The following is a 19,772-nucleotide window of genomic DNA, read 5'->3' as shown; positions in this document are numbered from 1 at the left end:
GGCGTGGCGGATGCCCCGAGTGACCGAGAACAAAGAAAACCAAGGCCGAAGCCATGCTTGCTGCGCTCCTGTCCGTGCTCCTGTCCGGAGTGCGCCGATCCTTTCCGTCGCTCCGGTGCACCGCGCTGGTGCTGGCCGCCGGCCTGCTGTGCGCGCTGCCGGCCCGGGCGGCGGTGCTGTTCAGCTGGGCCGATTCGGTCTGCGAGGGCTCGACCGACGGCTGCCTGACCAACGGCACGCGGCGCTTCCGCAATGTCGTGCCGGCGCCGTATTCCTCGGTGCTGCAGCGCGACGTGCTGATGACGGTGGTGTCGACGAGCAATGGCGCCGCGCCGGCCACGCCGCGCGCCGGCTTCGGCAGCACCGCCTCCTACATCGGCGGCGAGGTGCTGGGCAACAGCACGCCGGGCGCGAAGTCGCAGGTGCGCTTCCGTCTGACCTTCGTCACGCCGGGCACCTCGACGCCGCAGGCCGTGCCCGCGCCGGTCTTCGTGACCAGCCTCGATACCGACGGCGGCTACCTCAGCACGCCGGCGACCGGTTTCCGCGAGCGCATCGAGTTCCACGGCACGACCCAGGCGCCGCAGCCCGGCAGCCAGCTCGAGCAGACCGTCGCGCTCGACGGCGGCCTGGCCTACAGCCCGGTGCTGTGCTCGGGCCCGCTGGCGGGCGGCGGCTGCGATTCCGGCGCCGGCTACTACGTCTTCTATCCCGGGCTGAGCGAGACGACCAACAACGTCGAGGTCTCGGCCAACTACACCTCGTCGCTGTCGACGGTGGACTTCAGCTTCGGCGTCGAGATCTCGTCGAGCGCGGCCGGCGGCTACTGGGAGTCGCGCCAGTACGGCATCCAGGTCGGCGTGCCCGACGGCTGGGTCGACGTCGTGCCGGCCTTCTCGGGGCTGCCGACGGCGATCCGGCCGGGCCAGACCTATGCCGGCCTGACGCTGACCTGCTCCAATCCGGCCGGCACCAGCGCGGCGACCGCGACGACCTGCGTGCCGACGGTCTCGGCCGGCACGGTCGGCGCGGTGAGCTGCTCGCCGGCGACGCCGGCGACGGTGGCCGCGCAGGGCTCGGTCGTCTGCACCTTCAGCTACACCGCGCCCGGCACGCAGGGCGGCACCGACGAGCCGACCACCTTCGTGACCTTCACCGGCACGACCGGCGCGAGCAACGACGGCAACACCGCCAACAACGTCACCACCGCGACCGCGCCGCTGATCGACGCGCGCGACGAGAGCACGACCACGCCCTATGGCACCGCCGCGTCGCTGTCGGTGCTGGCCAACGACACCCACGGCAGCAGCGCGGCGACGCTGTCGAACGTCACGCTGTCGGCGCTGGGGGCGCCGACCTCCGGCGCGAGCTTCGATCCGTCGACCGGCCAGTTCAGCGTGCCGGCGGGCGCCGCGCCGGGCAGCTACAGCGTCAGCTACCAGATCTGCGCCAACCCGGCGCTGACGCCGGCGGTCTGCGACACCGCGATCGCGACCATCGTCGTGACCGCGGCCGATCTCTCGCCGGCCTTCTCGGGCCTGCCGACGCTGTTCGAGGGCGGCCGGACCTATTCCGGCCTGACGCTGACCTGCACCAACGCCGCCGGCAGCGCCACTGCCAGCGCGGCCACCTGCGTGCCCACCGCGTCGGTCGGCACGATCGCGTCGACCGTCTGCACGCCGGCGGTGCCGGCGACGGTGGCCGCGGCGGCGTCCATCGTCTGCACCTTCGACTACACCGCGCCGCCGGCGGGCACGGCCTCGTCGGTGACGCTCACCGGCACGACCGGCGCCAGCAACGACGCGGTCGCGTCCAACAACACCACGACCGCGCAGGTCCCGCTGCGCGAGGCCGACCTCTCGCCGGTGTTCTCCGGCCTGCCGAAGGTGGTCGCGCCGGGCCAGACCTATTCCGGCCTGACGCTGACCTGCACCAACGCCGCCGGTGGCGCCACCGCGCAGGCGCCGCTGTGCGCGCCGAGCGTCTCGACCGGCACGATCTCGGGCCTGTCGTGCAGCCCGGCCGGGGCGGCGACGCTGGCTGCAGGCGCCGCGATCACCTGCACCTTCTCGTACACCGCGCCGGGCACGCAGGGCGGCAGCGACGAGCCGACCACCGCGCTCGTCTTCACCGGCACGACCGGCGCGAGCAACGACAGCGTCGCGTCGAACAACACCACGCAGGCGCCCGCGACCTTGATCGACGCGGTCGACGACGTCGAGGCGCGCCGGGGCGGCCTGGGCGGCCAGACCAGCCGGCTCGACGCCAACGACCAGTTCCCGGACGGCAGCACCTTCACCCGCACCGGCGGCAGCTGCGCCAACGCCTCGGTCTCGACCGCCGGCACCGCGACCTATGACGTGCCGGCCAGCGGCAGCTGCACCGTGACCTACCGGGTCTGCGCGCCGGCGCTCGACGCGGCCTCGTGCGATACCGCGACGCTGACGGTCACGGCCACCGCGACCTCGGCCGACCTGTCGGTGACGATCGGCGGCCTGCCGAGCGCGGCCTCTCCCGGCGCGACCGTCACCGGCACGCTGACCTGCACCAACGCCGGCCCGGACGCGGCGCTGCAGGCCACCTGCACCGGCGGCGCCGGCGTCACGACGTCCGGCTGCAGCGTCGATGGCAGCCCGGTCACGCTGCCGCTGGCCAGCCTGGCCGCGGGCAGCGCGATCCGCTGCGGCATCACGATGACCGCGCCGGCCAGCGGCGTGCTGAACGTGCCGGCAAGCACCGGCGCGAGCAACGACGTCAACGGCGCGAACAACAGCGCGCTGGCGAGCGTGCCGGTGATCGACGCGGTCGACGACGGCACGGTCACCGTGCCGCCGACCGGCTCGACCGTGGTGCTGACCGGCAACGACACGCTGGGCGGCAGCCCGGTGGCCGAGGGCGCGCGCAGCGTCGCGCTGGTCGATGCCGGCGGCCTGGGCGGCGCGTCGATCGACGCCTCGGGCCGGCTGGTCGTGCCGTCGGGCACCGCCGCGGGCCGCTACACCGTGACCTACCGCCTGTGCACGCTGCCGGCCAGCGTGCCGGCGGCCTGCGACACCGCCACCGTCGTCGTCGACATCGCCGGCGAGCCGGACCTGACGGTGTCGAAGTCGCATGCGCCGGCGACCCTCGTCGAGGGCCAGGGCGGCCGTTACACCATCGTCGCGCGCAATGCCTCGACCGGCTCGGCCACCAGCGCGAGCTACACGGTCGTCGACACGCTGCCGGCCGGCATGACGGTCGCGTCGGTGCCGACCGGCGCCGGCTGGGACTGCAGCGCCACCCGCATCGGCGCCGGCGTCGCCAGCTGCACCTCCAGCCAGGTGCTGGCCGCCGGCAGCGAGGCGCCGGCGATCACGCTCGACGTCATCGTCTCGGCCGAGGCCTGCGCGACGCCGGATGCCTCCGGCCTGTGCGGCGGCAGCGCGGCCCCGGTCAACCGGGTGTCGATCAGCGGCGGCGGCGAGGTCTCGAGCCGCCTGCAGTCGAACAACAGCTACCAGGATCCGACGCCGGTGCAGCGTGTCGGTTCGGTCAGCGGCCGGGCCTGGCTCGACGCCGACCATGACCGCGCGCAGGGCAGCGGCGAGCGCGGCGTCGCCGGCCTGCGGGTGGAGGTGATCGACGCCTCCGGCACGCAGGTCGCGACCGCGACGACCGACGCCAGCGGCGACTACCGCGTGCAGGGGCTGACCGCCGGCAGCTACACCATCCGCTTCCGAGACCCGGCCACCGGTTCGTACTACGGCCGGCCGATCTCGAAGGATCCGGCCGGCGGCAACGACCCGAGCGCGGACGCCTCGACCGGCGTCGTCGCCTCCGGCGTGATCAGCGGCGTGGCGGTGTCGGCCGGCACCACCCGCATCAACCAGAGTCTGCCGCTGGACCCGGCGGGCGTCGTCTACGACAGCAGCAGCCGGGCCGCGCTCGGCGGCGTGGCGGTCGAGCTGCTCGACGCCGGCGGCCAGGCGGTGCCGGGCGGCTGCCTGATCGGCGGCACGAACCAGGTCACCACCTCCGGCAGCGGCGCGCTGGCCGGTGCCTACAGCTTCCTGCTGATCAACCCGCCGCCGGCGGGCTGTCCTGGCGCCGCCGCCTACCAGCTGCGTGTCACGCCGACCGCGGGCTACGCCGCCAGCGGCTCGATCCCGGCGCAGGCCGGCACGCTGGTGCCGCCGACCGGCTGCACCAACGGCGCCGCCGGCGGCGTCTGCACCGTGCAGGCGCAGGCCGCGCCGCCGAGCGGCAGCGAGTCGACCGCCTACTACCTCTCGGTCCGCCTCGACCCGGTCAACGGCCCGGACATCATCAACAACCACATTCCGCTCGATCCGTCGGCCGGCACCGGCCTGCTGGTCATCAAGACCGGCGACCGCACGCAGGCGGAGATCGGCGACTCGGTGCGCTACAGCATCACGGTGCGCCGCACCGACAGCGGCGGCGCGACGCTGCCGGCGGTCGAGATCATCGACACGCTGCCGGCGGGCTTCCGCTACATCGCCGGCACCGCGATGGTCGACGGCCGCACGATCGCCGATCCGGGCGGTCTGCCGGGGCCGGTGCTGCGCTTCCAGGTCGGCGCGCTGGCCGCGGGCGGCAGCCACACGCTGAGCTACCGGGTGCGCATCGGCGTCGGCGCACAGCAGGGCACCGGCATCAACCGCGCCCAGGCCACCGGCACGCCGGGCGCGAACTGCTCGGCCGCCAGCGACGGCCTGTGCTCGAACGTCAGCCAGTTCCGCGTCCGGGTGACCGGCGGCGTGTTCGGCGCCGAGGCCTGCGTGGTCGGCCGCGTCTTCGTCGACTGCAACCATGACCATGTGCAGGGGCCCGAGGAGCCGGGCATTCCGGGCGTGCGCTTCTACCTGAGCGACGGCACCTCGCTGATCAGCGATGTCGAGGGCAAGTACAGCGTCTGCGGCCTGGCGCCGCGCACCGCGGTGATGGTGGTCGACGGCTCGACGCTGCCGCGCGGCAGCCGGCTGACCACCAGCTCGAACCGCAATGCCGGCGATGCCGCGAGCCTCTTCCTCGACCTGAAGAACGGCGAACTGCACCGTGCCGACTTCATCGAGGGCAGCTGCTCCAACACCGTGCTCGAGCAGGTCAAGGCCCGGCGCGCCCGCGGCGAGACGCAGTCGCTCGACACCGAGAAGAAGGGCGGCCGGGTGCTGAAGTTCGATGGCCGGCCGGTCACCGCGCCGGCGCAGGCCACCGACAGCGCGCGCCAGCGCGGCACGGCCGCCGGCCAGGGCGAGCCCGGCGCGGTCAAGCCGCGCCAGGCGGCGGGCAGCGCCGGCCCGGCCGGCGCCCGCACCGAGACCACCGAGACGCTGCGCGAGCCGGTCTCGCGCAACCCGGCCTCCTCCGGCGCGACCGTGCCGGCGCTCGAGGAGGGCACGCGATGAGCCGCCTGCCGCTGCCGAAGACCCGCCCCGAGCAGGCGGTCCGACCGAACCGATTCCCGACGATGTCCCTGAACCTGTCGCCGCTGAACGCGGCCGTGCGGCGGGCGCTGCCCGTGCTGGCCGCCGGCCTGGCCCTGGGCGGCGTGGCCCGCGCCCAGGTCGATTCCGATCCGGTGCGCCCGCTCGGCGACGAGCCCGGCCGCTACCGGCCGCTGTTCACGCTGCCCGAGCCGGCCGGCGCACCGCGCATCCTGCTCGACGGTGCCTACGCCGCCAATGCGGAGGTCGGCCGGCTGTCGGTCGAGGTGAGAGGGGCCGGGGCCCCGGCCGACGGCGTCACGCCGGTGCAGGTGACCGTGCAGGTCTTCGACCGCGACGGCCTGCCGATGCGCCGGCCGGTGCTGGTGACGATCGAGCTCAAGGGCGGCGCGCGGCTGCTGCTGCCCGGCGCCTCGACCGAGGAGGGCGGCGCGGGCCGCCGCGACGCCGACCGGGCGGTGCCCGGCACGCAGCTGCGCGTGAACGACGGCGTGGCGAGCTTCAGCCTGATCGCGCCGGCGCAGCCCGGCGATGTCGCGCTGCGCCTGACCGCCGGCGAGGCCGAGGTGGCCGGCACGATCGGCTTCGAGCCGGACGTGCGCGAGATGATCGCCGCCGGCCTGATCGAGGGCGTCATCGGCCGCACCTCGCGGCGCTACGACGGCGCGATCTCGCCGGCGCGCGTCGACGACGGTTTCGAGGCCGAGCTGCGCAGCTGGAGCCGCGGCTTCGACAGCGGCCGCGGCCAGGCCGCGGCCCGCGCGGCGCTGTTCCTGAAGGGCAAGATCCGCGGCGACCGGCTGCTGACGCTGGCCTACGACTCCGACAAGGACACGCGCGCGCGCCTGCTCGGCGACATCCGGCCGGAGGAGTTCTATCCGGTCTACGGCGACGCCAGCGTCAAGGGCTTCGAGGCGCGCAGCTCCTCGCGGCTGTACGTGCGCGTCGACGAGGGCCGCAGCTTCGCGATGTTCGGCGACTTCGCCTCCGGCGAGGGTGTCGTCGCCGCGGCCGGCGGCGGCGTGGTCGCCGGCACCCGGCTGCGCCAGCTCGGCAGCTACCAGCGCGCGATGACCGGCGTGAAGCTGCACCGCGAGAGCGCCGACGGCTTCGTCAACGTCTTCGCCAGCCGCGACACGCTGCGCCATGCCACCGAGGAGATCGCCGCCAACGGCACCAGCGGCCCGTTCGCGGTCAGCGGCACGCAGGCGCTCGAGAACAGCGAGCAGATCCAGCTGATCGTGCGCGACCGCAACAACCTGAACACCGTGCTGTCGGTGACGACGCTGGTGCGGCTGGTCGACTACAGCTTCGAGCCCTTCAGCGGCCGCATCCTGCTGACGCGCCCGATCCCGAGCCAGGACGCCGACGGCAACCCGATCCACCTGCGCGTCAGCTACGAGGTCGACCAGGGCGGCGACGCCTTCTGGCTGGCCGGCGCCGACGGCCAGATCAACCTCGGCGAGCGCGCCAGCCTGGGCGGCGCGATCGTCGAGGACCGCAATCCGCAGGCGCGCTTCCGGCTCGCCAGCGTGCATGCGGGCGTGAAGCTGGGCGCGGCCACCGAGCTGGTCGTCGAGGCGGCGCAGACCGAGGCCTCGCTGAGCGCGGTCGGCACCTCGCTGGTGGGCGCGCCGGTGCTGCCCGACAGCGGCACCGCGACCGGACGCGCTGCGCGCGTCGAGCTCCTGCACCGCGACGAGCAGCTCGAGGCGCGGCTGCGCGCGGCGCGCACCGGCGCGTCCTTCGCCAACACCGCCGCCGGCGTGCAGCCCGGCAGCGAGCAGGTCGGCGCCTCGGCCGCCTGGAAAGCCGGCGAGCGCTGGACGCTGAAGACCGACCTGCGCCGCGACCGCGACACCGACACCGGCGCCCGCGCCGGCGGCGCCACCGTCGGCGCCGACTACCGGCTGAGCCCGGCGCTGACCGTCGGCGTCGGCCTGCGCCGCATCGAGGAGCGCGGCCGCCTGCGCGGCGCGCTCGCCAGCCTGGCGGCCAATCCGTCGGCCGGCAGCTACTACACGCCGGGCGCCGACGGCGGCTTCAGCGGCTCGGGCAGCACCTCGCTGCTGAACGTCAACGGTGCGCTGGCCAGCAGCACCGGCGCCGCGCCGGGCACGGTCGACGATCTCGACACCACGACCGCCTTCGTCGGCGCGACCTGGCGGGCCGGCGATCGCTGGACGCTGCGCGGTCTGGCCGAGGCTTCGGTCGACGGCCAGGACCGCCACCGCGTCGAGCTGGCGGCGAGCTACCAGCTGGCGGAGCGCGCGCGGCTCTATGCCCGCGCCGAGCACCAGGCCGGCCTGTCCTCGCGCTACGCGCTCGACAGCGGCACGAGCCGCGGCCAGGCGATCGCGCTGGGCATCGACGGACGCTACATGGACGGCGGCGAGGTCTTCAGCGAGTACCGCCTGCGCGACGCCAGCGACGGCCGGGCCTCGCAGCTGGCCACCGGCGTGCGCAACGTCTGGCAGCTGAAGGAGGGTCTGGCGATGACGACAGGCCTGGAGCGGCTGCGCATCCTCGACGGCACCGGCCAGAACGCCACCGCCGCCACCGTCGGCGCCGACTGGACCGCCAGCGAGTGGTGGAAGGCCTCGGGCCGGCTGGAATGGCGCCGGCTGGAAGCCGCGAGCAGCAGCACCCCCTCGTCGACCACGGCGGGCACGCTGACGGCCCAGGACAGCTGGCTGACGACGCTGACCGCGGTGCGCCGCCTCGACCGCGACTGGACCGCGCTGGCGCGCAACTACTACCTGGCGACCGACAACCACGGCGCGCGGGCCAACGGCTGGCAGGACCGCTTCCAGGTCGGCCTGGCCTGGCGCCCGGTCGACCACAACCGCATCGACGTGCTGGGCAAGTACGAATACAAGGTCGAGGACAACATCAACGCCACGGACGAGTGGCGCCGGGTGCATGTCGGCGCGGTGCAGGCCAACGTGCATCCCGCGCGGGCCTGGTGGGCCTCGGGGCGGCTGGCGGGCAAGACGGTGGTCGAGCGCTTCCCCTCCACCGATGGCGGCGTTCAGGACAGCTACCGCGCCTGGCTGGTGGGCGGGCGGCTGATCCGCGACCTCACCGAGCGCTGGGACCTGGGACTGCAGCTGAGCCTGATGCGCGGCCACGCGGCCGGGCAGCCGGGCGGGGCCTGGCAGCGTTCGGTCGGCGTCGAGGTGGGCTATCTGGTGCAGTCCAACCTGTGGCTGTCGGCCGGGTACAACGCCAGCGGCTTCAGCGACCGCGATCTCTCGAGCGACTACACCGCACGCGGTGCCTACCTGCGGCTGCGCTTCAAGTTCGACGCCGACCTGTTTGCCGGGGCCGACCCGGTCGTGAACCGCGCGCTGCCGCGCTGACCCATCATGAAGAATCTCCGCGTTTCCCTCTCCACGCTGGCGGCGGCGTCGCTGCTGATGCTCGCGCCCGTGGCCGCCCGCGCCGATGCCGCCACCGACGGCGAGCTCGCCGCCGACCATGCCGCCTACCGCGCGCAGCAGCAGGCCATCGCCGACCTGAACGCCACCGGCCGCCACCCGCTGCGCAGCCATCCGCTGGCCAAGGCGCAGTGCTGGCTCGACGTCAGCTTCCACGAATACACCCGCAACGACCGCTCGGCCTTCCCGGCCGAGGCGCTGCGCGAGTCGCGCCGCATCACCGGCTGGCTGGCCGGTGGCGGCGTGGCCGGCGCCGAGGCCGATCCGTCGCGCCAGACGCCGCTGGTCAACGGCGCGGCGCGGCTGCGCGAGGACCTGTGGACCCGGCTGGGCGCGCTGCGCGAGCACCGCGGCTGGGCCTGCGCGCAGCAGCTCGCCGCCTGCGCCGAGGTCGAGCTGGTGCATGCCGGCAACGAGCACAACCAGCTCGGCTGGCGTCATGCCAAGCCCTACATCCAGATCGCCGAGGACCAGGTCGGCGATGCGGTGCGCGCGGCCGAGCAGTGCCCGGTCGATCCGCCGCCCGCACCGCCGGCTCCGCCTGCGCCGCCGGCCCCGCCGGTGCCCCCGCCGGTGGTCAACGAGCGCATCGTGCTGAGCGCCAGCGTGCTGTTCGGCTTCGACCGCCGCGGCATCGACGACCTGCTGCCGGGCGGCCGCGCCCAGCTCGACCAGCTGGCGGTGCGCCTGGACAAGGTCTATGCGCGCATCGACCGCCTCGAGCTGATCGGCCACACCGACCGGCTCGGCGGCGAGGCCTACAACCGCAAGCTCTCGCAGGACCGCGCCGAGGCGATCCGCGCCTACCTGGCCGGCCGCGGCGTCGCGGTGTCGATGATCGCCACGGGCCGCGGCAGCGAGCAGCCGGTGGTCGAGTGCGGCCAGAAGAGCCCGGCGGCGCTGCGGGCCTGCCTGCAGCCGAACCGCCGCGTCGAGGTGGACATCACCGGCGTGCCACGCTGAGTCCGGATCGCGCGGGCATACTGCGGTGCAGCATGACTTGGCTGCCCGCGCAGCCCGCCCGCGATGTTCTCCCTTCCCTTGCTGCGCCGGCGCGCCCGTGAGCCGCTGCCGCTGAGCCTGGCGCTGCAGGGCGGCGGCGCGCACGGCGCCTACGCCTGGGGCGTGCTCGATGCGCTGCTCGAGAGCGGCCGCTTCTCGCCGCAGGCGATCAGCGGCGCCAGCGCCGGCGCGATGAACGCGCTGGTGCTGGCCGACGGCTGGCTGCGCGGCGGCGCCGACGGGGCGCGCGAGGCGCTCGACGCCTTCTGGGGCCGGCTCGGCGAGCTGCTGCCCACCCACTGGTTCGTCGTCGGCGACGAGCGCCGGCCCAGCCTGCACGGCGGCGTGCGCCTGGCGATGCAGTGGAGCCGCTGGCTGTTCGCGCCGCAGCAGATCAATCCGCTCGACCTGAATCCGCTGCGCGACCTGCTGCTGGAGCGGATCGACTTCGAGCGGCTGCGCCGGGACGAGGCCCCGCGCCTGTTCATCGCCACCACCCGGGCCGACACCGGCCGGCTGCGGCTGTTCGACAACCCCGGCCTGTCGGTGGAGGTGGCGCTGGCCTCGGCCTGCCTGCCGACGCTGCACCGCACCGTCATGATCGACGGACTGCCGCACTGGGACGGCGGCTTCAGCGCCAATCCGCCGCTGTGGCCGCTGGTCGAGCACGGCCCGGTCGGCGCCGACCTGCTGATCGTCATGCTGATGCCGTTGCGCTTCGCCGACATGCCCGACAGCGCCGCCGGCATTCGCGAGCGCTCGCTCGACATCGCCTTCGGCGCCGCCTTCCAGCGCGAGGCGCAGCTGCTGGGCCAGGCCCGGCATGACGCGTGCGCGGGCACCGGCTGGGGCGCCGGCCCGCTGGCCCGCCGCCTGCGCAGCCTGCGGCTGCACCTGATCGACGAGCGGCAGGCGCTGGCGGCGCTGCCGGGCGAGTCGCGGATGATCGCGCACCGGCCTTTCCTGACCCACCTGCGCGATCTCGGCCGACAGCGCGCCTGGCAGTGGCTGGCGCAGCATCACGACGAGATCGGGCGCCGCTCGACGACCGACCTGTCGGCGACCTTCGCGTGAGTCGCCGGTATCATTCGTGAAAAAAGACCGACATCGCGGATCGGTCAGAATCGGCTCCGGTTGAGCAACAGTGCAGGCGGTCCGGGCGATCGCCGGAGAGGTAACGGGCACAAGGGATGGTCGAGGGCGTCCAGGCCGGCAGCGGCAGCTGGCATCAGGTGATCCGCGAAGGCATCGAGGCGAGGGTGGACAACCCGGAGATCGTCGCGCTGTGCCGTCGCTGGACGCAGGGCCGTGACCCGCAGGGCCGGGCGCCGCTGTCCGCCTTCGCCGACGGCCTGTGGCACCGGCTGCATGGCCGGCTGATGCTGCTGCGCCGCGAGCCGCCGCTGCCGGGCGATCCGCTGCCCGACGACTTCGTCTACGGCCACTACGGCAGCGAGATCTGCCGCCACACCGGCGTCGACCGCACCGGCGGGCGCCTGTCCGAGCTCGGTCCGGAGCGTGCGGCGCTGTTCCGCGATCTGCAGCTCGAGGCGCTGGCCAGCAACCAGCCGGTCTACGCGGTGCATGTGGCCGAGCGCAGCCAGCCGGTCTTCACCTGGGAGCGGCTGGTGCTGCCGCTGGCGCCGACCGACGGCGGCGACTGGGTGCTGGTCTACGGCCGGCCGCTGCAGATGCGCCACGAGCTCTACGCCGACGTGGTCGACGCCAGCGGCGACGCGCTGCTGGCGCTGCGCCGCGTCGAGCCCGGCGACGGTGCGAGCGAGGACGACGGCGGCTGGCTGGTGCTGATGGCCAATCCGCGCCTGGCCGAGCTGTTCGAGGTCGAGCGCGAGCAGGTGACCGGCCGGCTGGTGCACCGGGTGCTGCCGGACTGGCGGCTGCTGCACGCCGAGGCCGAATGCCGCCAGGTCATGGTCACCGGGCAGGTCGGCCGGATCACGCGCGTGCTGCCGGCCGCCGACGGGCGGCTGCGCTACCTGCAGGTGCAGATCGCGCCGATGAGCGCAGGCGTGCTGCTGAGCCTGTCCGACGAGACCGACCTGCACGAGGACCGCAACCGGCTGCGCCACCTGGCCACCACCGACGCGCTGACCACGCTGGCGAACCGGCGCATGTTCGACGATCGCCTGCGCGAGGCGGTGGCGCAGGCCCGCCTGCTCGGCGAGCCGCTGGTGCTGGTGATGGGCGACATCGACGCGTTCAAGGCCTACAACGACCACTACGGCCACGCCGCCGGCGACGACTGCCTGCGTCAGTTCGCGCTGCTGCTGAAGTCGGTCTTCACCCGCCAGGACGACCTGGTCGCCCGCTACGGCGGCGAGGAGTTCGCGGTGCTGCTGCACGGCACCGGCCTGGAGGGCGCCACCGCGCTGGTCGAGCGCATGATCGAGCTGCTGCACCAGCGCCGGCTGCCGCATGCGGCCTCGCCGGTGGCCGCGCATGTGACGGCCAGCTTCGGCGTGGCCGCCTTCGATCCGGCTCGCGACCATGACGAGCTCGGCCTGCTGCGCCGCGCCGACAGCGCGCTCTACCAGGCCAAGCAGACCGGGCGCGACCGGGTCTGCACGGTTTCGGCTCCGACCTGACCGGGCCCGGACCGAGTCCGACGCGATCGCGTCGGATCTGCCGGATCTGCCGGATCGGGCGGCTGCAGAGGGAATTGGCGGACGATCGCTCGCCTTTCCCGGCATTTCTGGCAACGGGGGCGTCGATACGATCGCCCGAGCCGTTCCCAGGAGTCCCCCCATGCATGCCCTGCGCCTTCTTCCCGCCTCCCTTGTCCTTGCCTTCGGTCTGAGCGCCTGCGGAGGCAGCGGTGACAGCACCAGCAGCCCGACCACGCCGACCACGCCTGCGGCCTCGGCCTCCAGCGGCGTGCTGGTCGATGACCTGGTCGTCGGCGCGACGGTGTTCTGCGACGACAACGGCAACGGCGCGCTCGACGGCGGCGAGCTCAGCGCCGTCACCGACAGCCTCGGCGCCTACGCGTTCTCCGCCGCCTGCAGCGGCCGGCTCGCCTCGGTCGCCGGCACGGGCTACGACCTGACGACGCTGAAGGCGCCGCCGGGGCAGTTCATCGCCGCTGCCGGCAGCATGGTGGTCTCGCCGTTCACGACGATGAAGGTCGTCAGCGGCCTGTCCGATGCCGAGTTCCAGACGGTGCTGGAGCGGCTGGGCCTGTCGGGCGTCGATGTCGCGACCTTCGATCCGACCAAGGACAGCGCCCGCGCGACGACGGCCGCGGCCATCGCCAAGATCCTCGTCGACATCGCCGAGCTGAGCGCCGACACCGGCGGCAATCCGGCTGCGGCCTTCCGTGGCGCCGTCGCCGCGGTGGCCGAACAGGTGCGTGGCAGCGGCGCGTCGGTCTTCGCCAGCGACAGCGGCCTGCAGGCGCTGGTGCAGGCCGCGGCGCTGGGCGGCCTGCGCGAGGGCAACAAGGGCCGTGACACGCTCGACGAGACCGCGCTGGCCAATGCCGCCCAGCTGGCGGCGCAGGGTCTGGCCGCGATCGCGCAGCAGACCCGGTCGGCGGCCTCGCTGAGCGCTGCGCGTGACCTGATCAGCAGCAACGCGGTGCGCACGCTGATCTCCCAGGTCGACCTGAAGGACAGCACCCAGGTCTCTGTCGCGCGCACCCGGCTGGCCGACACCAGCGCGCTGACGGCCGCGCAGTATGTCTTCGTCACCGGTGATCAGGTGCAGATCGCCCCGGTCTCCGGCCAGCTGACGACCGCGACGCTGGCGCAGTTCCAGTCCGGCCTGACGCTGTCGGGCCAGACGCTGGCGACGCTGGACTACGTCAAGCTGCCGATCGACGCCACCCGGCTGGCGATCCCGAAGAAGGGCGCCGGCCTGACGCTGGGCATCGAGATCGAGAACACCACCACCGGCGGCATCCTGCAGGCCCGGCTGTCCGGCGTGACGCTGCTGCGCGACGAGACCGATCGGGTGCGCGCGCAGATCGAGAGCGATGCCGGGCTGCACCTCTACATGAAGACCGGCGCGGGCATCGAGATCGGCACCGGCGCGACGCCGTTCGCGGACCTGAGCTCGAACATCCTGTGCTCGTGCTCGGATGGCGTCGGCATCGACCTGCAGAAGCTCGCCGCCGGCCTGCGCAAGCGCTTCCCCGACAACACCACGCTGATCGACCGCGTGCTGACCGAGACCGGCACCTTCCGGGTGCGCATGGTCGGCACGGGCGCCGACCTGCGCCAGGCCGACGGCACCCGCCTGGGCGTCTCGCGCATCACGGTGCGCACGCCGGGCAGCACCGTCACCGCCGCCGAAGTCGGCGGCGTGTCGATCCAGGGCCGCGTGACCTTCTGATCCGCGATGTCCGCCCGTCTGCGGCCGGCGCTGCTGCCGGCGACCCTGGCGCTGGCCGCCGCGCCGGTGCTGGCGCTGCCGCTCGACACGCTGCCGCTGATCGACGAGCCGCCGGCGGCCGGCGTGCGCTGGCAGGTCGAGCTCGGGCATGACTTCACCCGTGCGCTCGGCCGCCTGGCGGGCAGCGAGCGCGAGGCCGCCGACCAGGACCGTCTGGCGCTGAGCGGCCAGGCCGGGCCGTGGCGGCTCGGACTCGGACTGGGCGGCATGACGCTGCATGACGGCGGCGACCTGCACCGGCTGCGCGGCTGGGAAGGCTCGCTGCGCTGGCAGTCGACGCCTGACGAGGCGGACGCGGCCTCGCCCGAGGCCGCACCGCTGCGCTGGGCCGTCCAGGCCAGCGCCTGGGGCCATCGGGCCGACCGGCTGTCGCAGACGACCCGCGGCAGCCTGAAGGTCAGCGGCCTGAACGCGCAGCTCACGCGCTTCGACGTCGAGCGTCCGCGCGACCGCCAGTGGCAGCTCGACCTGCTGGGCCAGGGCGGCACGCCGTGGCCGGGCGTGGCGGTCACCGCGGTGGCCGGCCTGGGCCGCAGCACGGTGTCCAACAGCGGCCTGGGCGGCGCGGCCACGATCGGCGGCTGCTCGCACGAGCTCGAATTCGGCACCACCCGCCTGATCGCCCGCCCGGGGCCCGACTGCGCCTATCCGCTGATCATCAGCGTGCCCGCGTCGCTGCTGAAGACCGATCCGCGGCGCGAGACGAACTACGACGCACGCTTCGCCCATCTCGGCGTGGCGCTGCATGGCCGCCAGGGGCCGTGGCAGCTCTCCGCTGGCGCCGACCTGCAGCGCTGGCGCCGTCCCGGCATCGACGACGGCCCGGGCGCGACCCGCACGCCGGTGGGACGTGTCGTCACGCTGGCGGCGCGCCTGTCGCGCGACCTCGGCCCGGACACGCGCGTCTCGCTGCAGCTGCGCCATGCCGACCACCGGCTGGTCGGCGAGGTGCCGATGCTCTACGGCGTGCGCACCGCCTCGCGCTTCTCGAGCAGCCAGACCCAGGTCGAGCTGGCGCTGGCCCGGCGCTTCTGACCGGCTCCGTCCCTTCGGGCTACAATCGCGGTCTCTCGGGCACCCCGGGAGCGGCTCTCCCCGTAGTTCAATGGATAGAACGGGCGCCTCCTAAGCGCCAGATACAGGTTCGATTCCTGTCGGGGGGACCAGAGCCCCATTCGCAGTTGCCCGCATTCGTTCAAAAAGCCCTAGAAAATCAACGATCTAGGGCTTTTTGTTTGTCCGCTTGGCTTCGCCCTTGTCCGCTTGAAGCCGGGAAACGGAAGGGGCAACATCGGGGGCAACCTGTTGCCCCTGTCTGAGAGTTGCCCCCCCATGTCTGCCCTGACTGACCTTGCAATCCGCAAAGCTGCCCCCGGAGATCGCCCCCGAAAGGTGGCCGATGGTGGCGGGCTATACCTGGAGATCCGACCGAACGGGGCGAAGTGGTGGCGCCTGAAGTACCGGCACGGGGGCAAGGAAAAGCGGATCAGCCTCGGCGTGTACCCTGAGGTGTCGCTGGCGATGGCACGGGCACGACGAGAGGAAGCGCGGGCGCTACTGGCTCAGGGGATCGACCCGAGCGAAGCACGCAAGGAAGAGAAGGCCGAGCAGCAGCAGCGGCAGGAGCTGGCCGCCCTGGAGGCTGCGGGCAAGCCTCTGCCGGGATCGTTCGCTGCCGTGGCGCTGGAATGGCTGGCGCTGGTCCATGAACCGAAGGTCAGCACCACATATGCCCGACGGTCCCGCCTGCAGTTGGAACGCGACCTGTTCCCGTGGCTGGGGCGAATGACCTTTCCCGAGATCACTGCCCCCGTGCTGCTGCAGGTGCTGCGCAGGGTGGAGGCACGCGGGGCAGGCTACTCGGCGCTGAGGGTCAAGCAGACCTTCGGCTTGGTCTGTCGGTATGCCGTGGCCACGGGGCACGCCGAGCGTGATCCGTCAGCCGATCTGCGTGGCGCCCTGGTGGCGCCTGTTTCCACGCATTACGCGGCGATCACCGACCCTGTGAAGGTGGGCGAGCTGCTGCGGGCAATCGACGGCTATGACGGCATGCCGTGGGTGGTGGTGGCCTTGAAGGTCGCGGCCCTGACCTTCCAGCGCCCGGGGAACGTGCGGCGGATGCGCTGGGAAGACTTGGACCTGTCGGCGGGAATGTGGGCGATCCCGTCTGCTGAGATGAAGCGCACCAAGCAGCAGAAGGCGAGGGGGGCGGATCACCTGGTCCCGTTGGCGCGTCAGGCTGTGGAGCTGCTGCAGGAGCTGCGGCCCCTGACAGGTGAGGGGGTCTACTGCTTCCCGAGCCTGCGCACCGGGAGTTTGCCGATCAGCGAGAACACCTTGAACAGTGCACTTCGACGGCTGGGCTATGGCTCGGACGAGATGACGGCACACGGGTTCCGGGCGCTGGCCCGGACGATCATCGTGGAGAACCTGCCGGGCATTGATCCGCAGTGGATAGAGGCGCAGTTGGCGCACGCCAAGAGCGGGCCGCTTGGGTCGGCCTATGACCGGGCGCAGTACCTCAAGCAGCGCCGGCAGATGATGCAGGCATGGGCCGACTACCTGGACACGCTGCGGCGAGGTGCCGAGGTGATCCCGTTCCGGGCCGCCTGATCGGGCCGCCCTTCCTCCTGGTGCTGGCCTGGCTGTCGTGCGCCGACGGTCCGACCTGCAGCCCCTTGTGCATGCCACCAGCCCGGCCCCGTGCCGGGCTTCGTCCATCTGGACAGGACAGCGGGGGCAGTGCTGGGCGTGTCGTGTGGGCTGGGTCTGGGCAGGTCGGCCGGCCTGTGGGCGTGTGCTGCTGGCCGCCGGGGAAGGCGGCGGCGGGATTGTCTGCGCGCGGCATCTGGCCGGGCTGAAGGGGTGCGCCAAGAGGAAAAGCAGGCGAATTTCCCCCGCGAACTGCACTCGGCATCGGGAACAACATCCCGGGGCAGTGGTTGCGACGGGATGATTTCCCAATGGAATCAATGACATAGGCCGCCCTTGACGGGCAGGAAGCGCACCGGGAACAGATCGGGAACAAAGGGGGGAGGCAGCGGGAACAGATCGGGAACAGGTGGGAACAGGAAGGAGAGAGGACAGGACACCTTCCTTCTTCTCTTCTGTCGCATCGGTGGCCGACCGAGTCGCACCAGTCGCCACCCGGGGGGAGGCCGGGTCCTCCTGGCCGCCTCCACCGCGGGTAATTCGGCCCCCGGTCATCCGCTGTTCATGGACCTTTTCCTAAGGGGGTGATACTGATAACGGGCAGTTCTCTGGATCGGTCCGGCCTCGCCTCCTGGCGCACTTCTGCGGGTGCTGGCGAACAGTGCGCGAGCAGGTGGCCTTACGCCCCTCCCCGGCCGCGGGCACGTCGAGGCGCTGGCGCTGCTGGCCGGGCCGGTGCCGGGCTGGTCGAGGTCGAGGGCCTGCCTCCTGGTGCTGTGGTGGCCGGCGCCCAGCGCCAGCAGCGGACCGCAGGGGCGCTGATCGTGCCCGGTGGTGCGCTGGCCGCGGCTGCACCACGGAGCCGGCAGGCCCGGCCGTGGGCACGTCGAGGCGCTCGCCTGCTGCCGGCCGGCGCCGATCGAGCCGGGTTGCGTCAGCCTGGCTGCGGCAGCACCACGGGGCCGGCAGGCCCGGCCGCGAGCACGTCGAGGCGCTGGCGCTGCTGGCCGGCCGGCGCCGAGCTGGTCGAGGTCGAGGGCCTGCCTCCTGGTGCTGGTGGCCGGGCGGTGCGCCGGGTGCGTCAGCCTAGCTGCGGTGGCGCCACGGGACCGGCAGGCCCGGCCGGTCAAGAGCGCACAGCATCGTGACCTGTTCGCGGGCTTGATGCGAACTAACGCGCACGCATGCGAACTTCTGTGCTAGTCTGAAAAAAGGTGCTGGAAACACCTAAGACAACGCGGATGCCGCCCCGAAGTGCGGCTTTGTCATGCCCGGATACTTCGCGTTTCGGGCTGGCGGATGCGCACGTTCGCAAGGCGTGCGGCACGACGTTGTCCGTGTTTCCAACATCCGCCAGTCCACCCGCTACCCCGTGGAAAGGGTCGCGTGTGGGTTCCTCAAGCTCACAACGGAGCCGAGAGCATGACCACGACCCCGGCCGATCACATCGGCACGGCGGCTGCGCACATCTGCGCCAGTGCCGCCCGCTTCATCCCCTTCTGCCTGCCTGCCCGTGAGCAGGTCCGCGCCTTCGCCCTGAGCGTGGCCCGCCAGCGTGCGGCGGCCCGTGCTGCCCTGTGCCGCGCCGAGCTGCGCGCCAAGGCTGCCGAGCTGGTCGCATCCGACCGCCTGGCCGTCTGCGGGAGGGCCTGAGCATGCACCCCGACAAGATCACCAGCCCTGTGCCGGCTGGCGCTGCGGCATGCGCCGATGACACCGCACCGGCCGGCACGCTGGCTGCGCTGGCGCTGCTGTTCTCCGACCTGGAGCGAGACGCCGACGCGCTGCGCGAGCTGGTGCGCGACACGCTCGAACCTACCGCCTTGACGTGCGTTCTGTCCGATGCGCTGGCGCTGCTGTCCTGGCGCTGCGACTTCGGGCGCAAGCTGGCCGGCGACACGGGGGTGACGACTGCCACTGAGGAAGAACGGTTCATCCGCTCCGAGGTGCTGCGCCACGGGGGTGCAGCATGAGCGCGACGCGCGCCCTTGGCCCGTGGCGCTGGGACCGGCGCGACATCCGGGCCGCCACCAGCGCCAGCGCGCCCGCCTGACTCGCATCCGGCCCCTGGCCTTCAACCGCATCACCCGGCCCCGACCTGTCGAGGGCTACGCCGCGGCATGGCTGCGCCGCGTCAAAAGGAACCGACATGAATCATTCACGTACCGAATCGGCCCGCATGGCGGGACCGGCTTTTGCCCCTGTCCGCCTGGTCGAGCCTGGCGGCGTGCGATCGCTGCCGGCTGGTCCGGTTCTCGACGCGCTGGGCAAGATCCGCGATCTGATCGCAGGCGCCGGCCTCCTGGTGCAGATGATCGAGCGCGACGAGATCGAGCGGGAGACGGAAGACGGCATGCCCCTGTTCTCCGCCACCGACCGCGGCACCCTGATTCGCCTGGCTGCGTCGGCCGCATGCGCTGCGGCAGGCATCGCCGATGACCTGGGGGAGTGGGCCGCCGATCACCACAAGACGCCCCGCCCCGCGGCGCCGATCGCGGCATGAACCGCACCGAGCAGCCCGGCCACGTCGAGACGCTGGGGGGGTGCTCTCCTTTCGCGTGACATGAGCACCCCCCAAAAAGAACACTTAGAGCGTCGCATGTGTCACCGCAAGACGTTCACCCCGCGGCGCCGATCGCGGCATGAGCCGCACCGAGCAGCCCGGCCACGTCGAGACGCTGGGGGGGGGGTGCTCATTCTGTCGCGTGACATGAGCACCCCCCCGAAAGAACACTTAGAGCGTCGCATGTGTCACCGCAAGACGTTCACCCCGCGGCGCCGATCGCGGCATGAGCCGCACCGAGCAGCCCGGCCACGTCGA

Annotated in this window: 11 protein-coding genes and 1 tRNA gene; all 12 read left to right on the top strand. The window is 72.9% G+C overall.

The annotated features are described in order from the left end of the window. Positions 1–74: 74 nt before the first annotated feature. Entirely contained in the window at positions 75–5,405 is a 5,331-nt protein-coding gene (locus HNQ01_RS04570) for an SdrD B-like domain-containing protein (protein WP_217427402.1), read from the top strand. After that, positions 5,402–8,806 carry a hypothetical protein gene (locus tag HNQ01_RS04565; protein ID WP_173804189.1) on the top strand — a complete coding sequence of 1,135 codons (3,405 nt, stop codon included), beginning with the start codon at positions 5,402–5,404 and terminating at the stop codon, positions 8,804–8,806. Before HNQ01_RS04570 ends, HNQ01_RS04565 begins: the two co-directional genes overlap by 4 nt. A gap of 6 nt (positions 8,807–8,812) precedes the next feature. Next, positions 8,813–9,847: an OmpA family protein gene (locus HNQ01_RS04560; RefSeq protein WP_173804188.1), complete on the top strand. Its 1,035-nt coding sequence runs from the start codon at positions 8,813–8,815 to the stop codon at positions 9,845–9,847. 63 nt (positions 9,848–9,910) lie between these two features. Beyond that, a complete protein-coding gene (locus HNQ01_RS04555; protein WP_173804187.1) occupies positions 9,911–10,960 on the top strand; it encodes a patatin-like phospholipase family protein in 1,050 nt (349 codons plus the stop codon). 116 nt (positions 10,961–11,076) lie between these two features. Then, entirely contained in the window at positions 11,077–12,492 is a 1,416-nt protein-coding gene (locus HNQ01_RS04550) for a GGDEF domain-containing protein (protein WP_173804186.1), read from the top strand. Between the two features lie 160 nt (positions 12,493–12,652). Continuing rightward, on the top strand, positions 12,653–14,239 hold the full coding sequence (locus HNQ01_RS04545; protein ID WP_173804185.1) for a hypothetical protein: 1,587 nt from the start codon (positions 12,653–12,655) through the stop codon (positions 14,237–14,239). Positions 14,240–14,245: 6 nt separating this feature from the next. Further along, positions 14,246–15,334 carry a hypothetical protein gene (locus HNQ01_RS04540; RefSeq protein ID WP_173804184.1) on the top strand — a complete coding sequence of 363 codons (1,089 nt, stop codon included), beginning with the start codon at positions 14,246–14,248 and terminating at the stop codon, positions 15,332–15,334. Positions 15,335–15,390: 56 nt separating this feature from the next. Continuing rightward, positions 15,391–15,465: transfer RNA gene (locus HNQ01_RS04535), tRNA-Arg, on the top strand. 166 nt (positions 15,466–15,631) lie between these two features. Beyond that, positions 15,632–16,912 (top strand): tyrosine-type recombinase/integrase, encoded by a 1,281-nt coding sequence (locus HNQ01_RS04530; protein WP_173804183.1) that lies wholly within the window; start codon positions 15,632–15,634, stop codon positions 16,910–16,912. A 1,461-nt stretch (positions 16,913–18,373) separates the two neighbouring features. Beyond that, complete coding sequence (locus HNQ01_RS04525) at positions 18,374–18,604, top strand: hypothetical protein (RefSeq protein ID WP_173804182.1); 231 nt, start codon at positions 18,374–18,376, stop codon at positions 18,602–18,604. Positions 18,605–18,606: 2 nt separating this feature from the next. After that, the gene (locus HNQ01_RS04520; protein WP_173804181.1) at positions 18,607–18,924 is read left to right on the top strand and encodes a hypothetical protein; all 318 of its coding nucleotides are present in this window, start codon (positions 18,607–18,609) and stop codon (positions 18,922–18,924) included. Between the two features lie 176 nt (positions 18,925–19,100). Further along, positions 19,101–19,454 (top strand): hypothetical protein, encoded by a 354-nt coding sequence (locus HNQ01_RS04515; RefSeq protein WP_173804180.1) that lies wholly within the window; start codon positions 19,101–19,103, stop codon positions 19,452–19,454. The last annotated feature ends 318 nt before the right edge of the window (positions 19,455–19,772 follow it).

The organism is Sphaerotilus uruguayifluvii (genome assembly GCF_013294065.1).
GTDB classification, from domain to species: domain Bacteria; phylum Pseudomonadota; class Gammaproteobacteria; order Burkholderiales; family Burkholderiaceae_C; genus Sphaerotilus; species Sphaerotilus uruguayifluvii.
The sequence above is the reverse complement of the archived record's forward strand: the minus strand, read 5'-3'. Positions and strand labels throughout refer to the sequence as shown.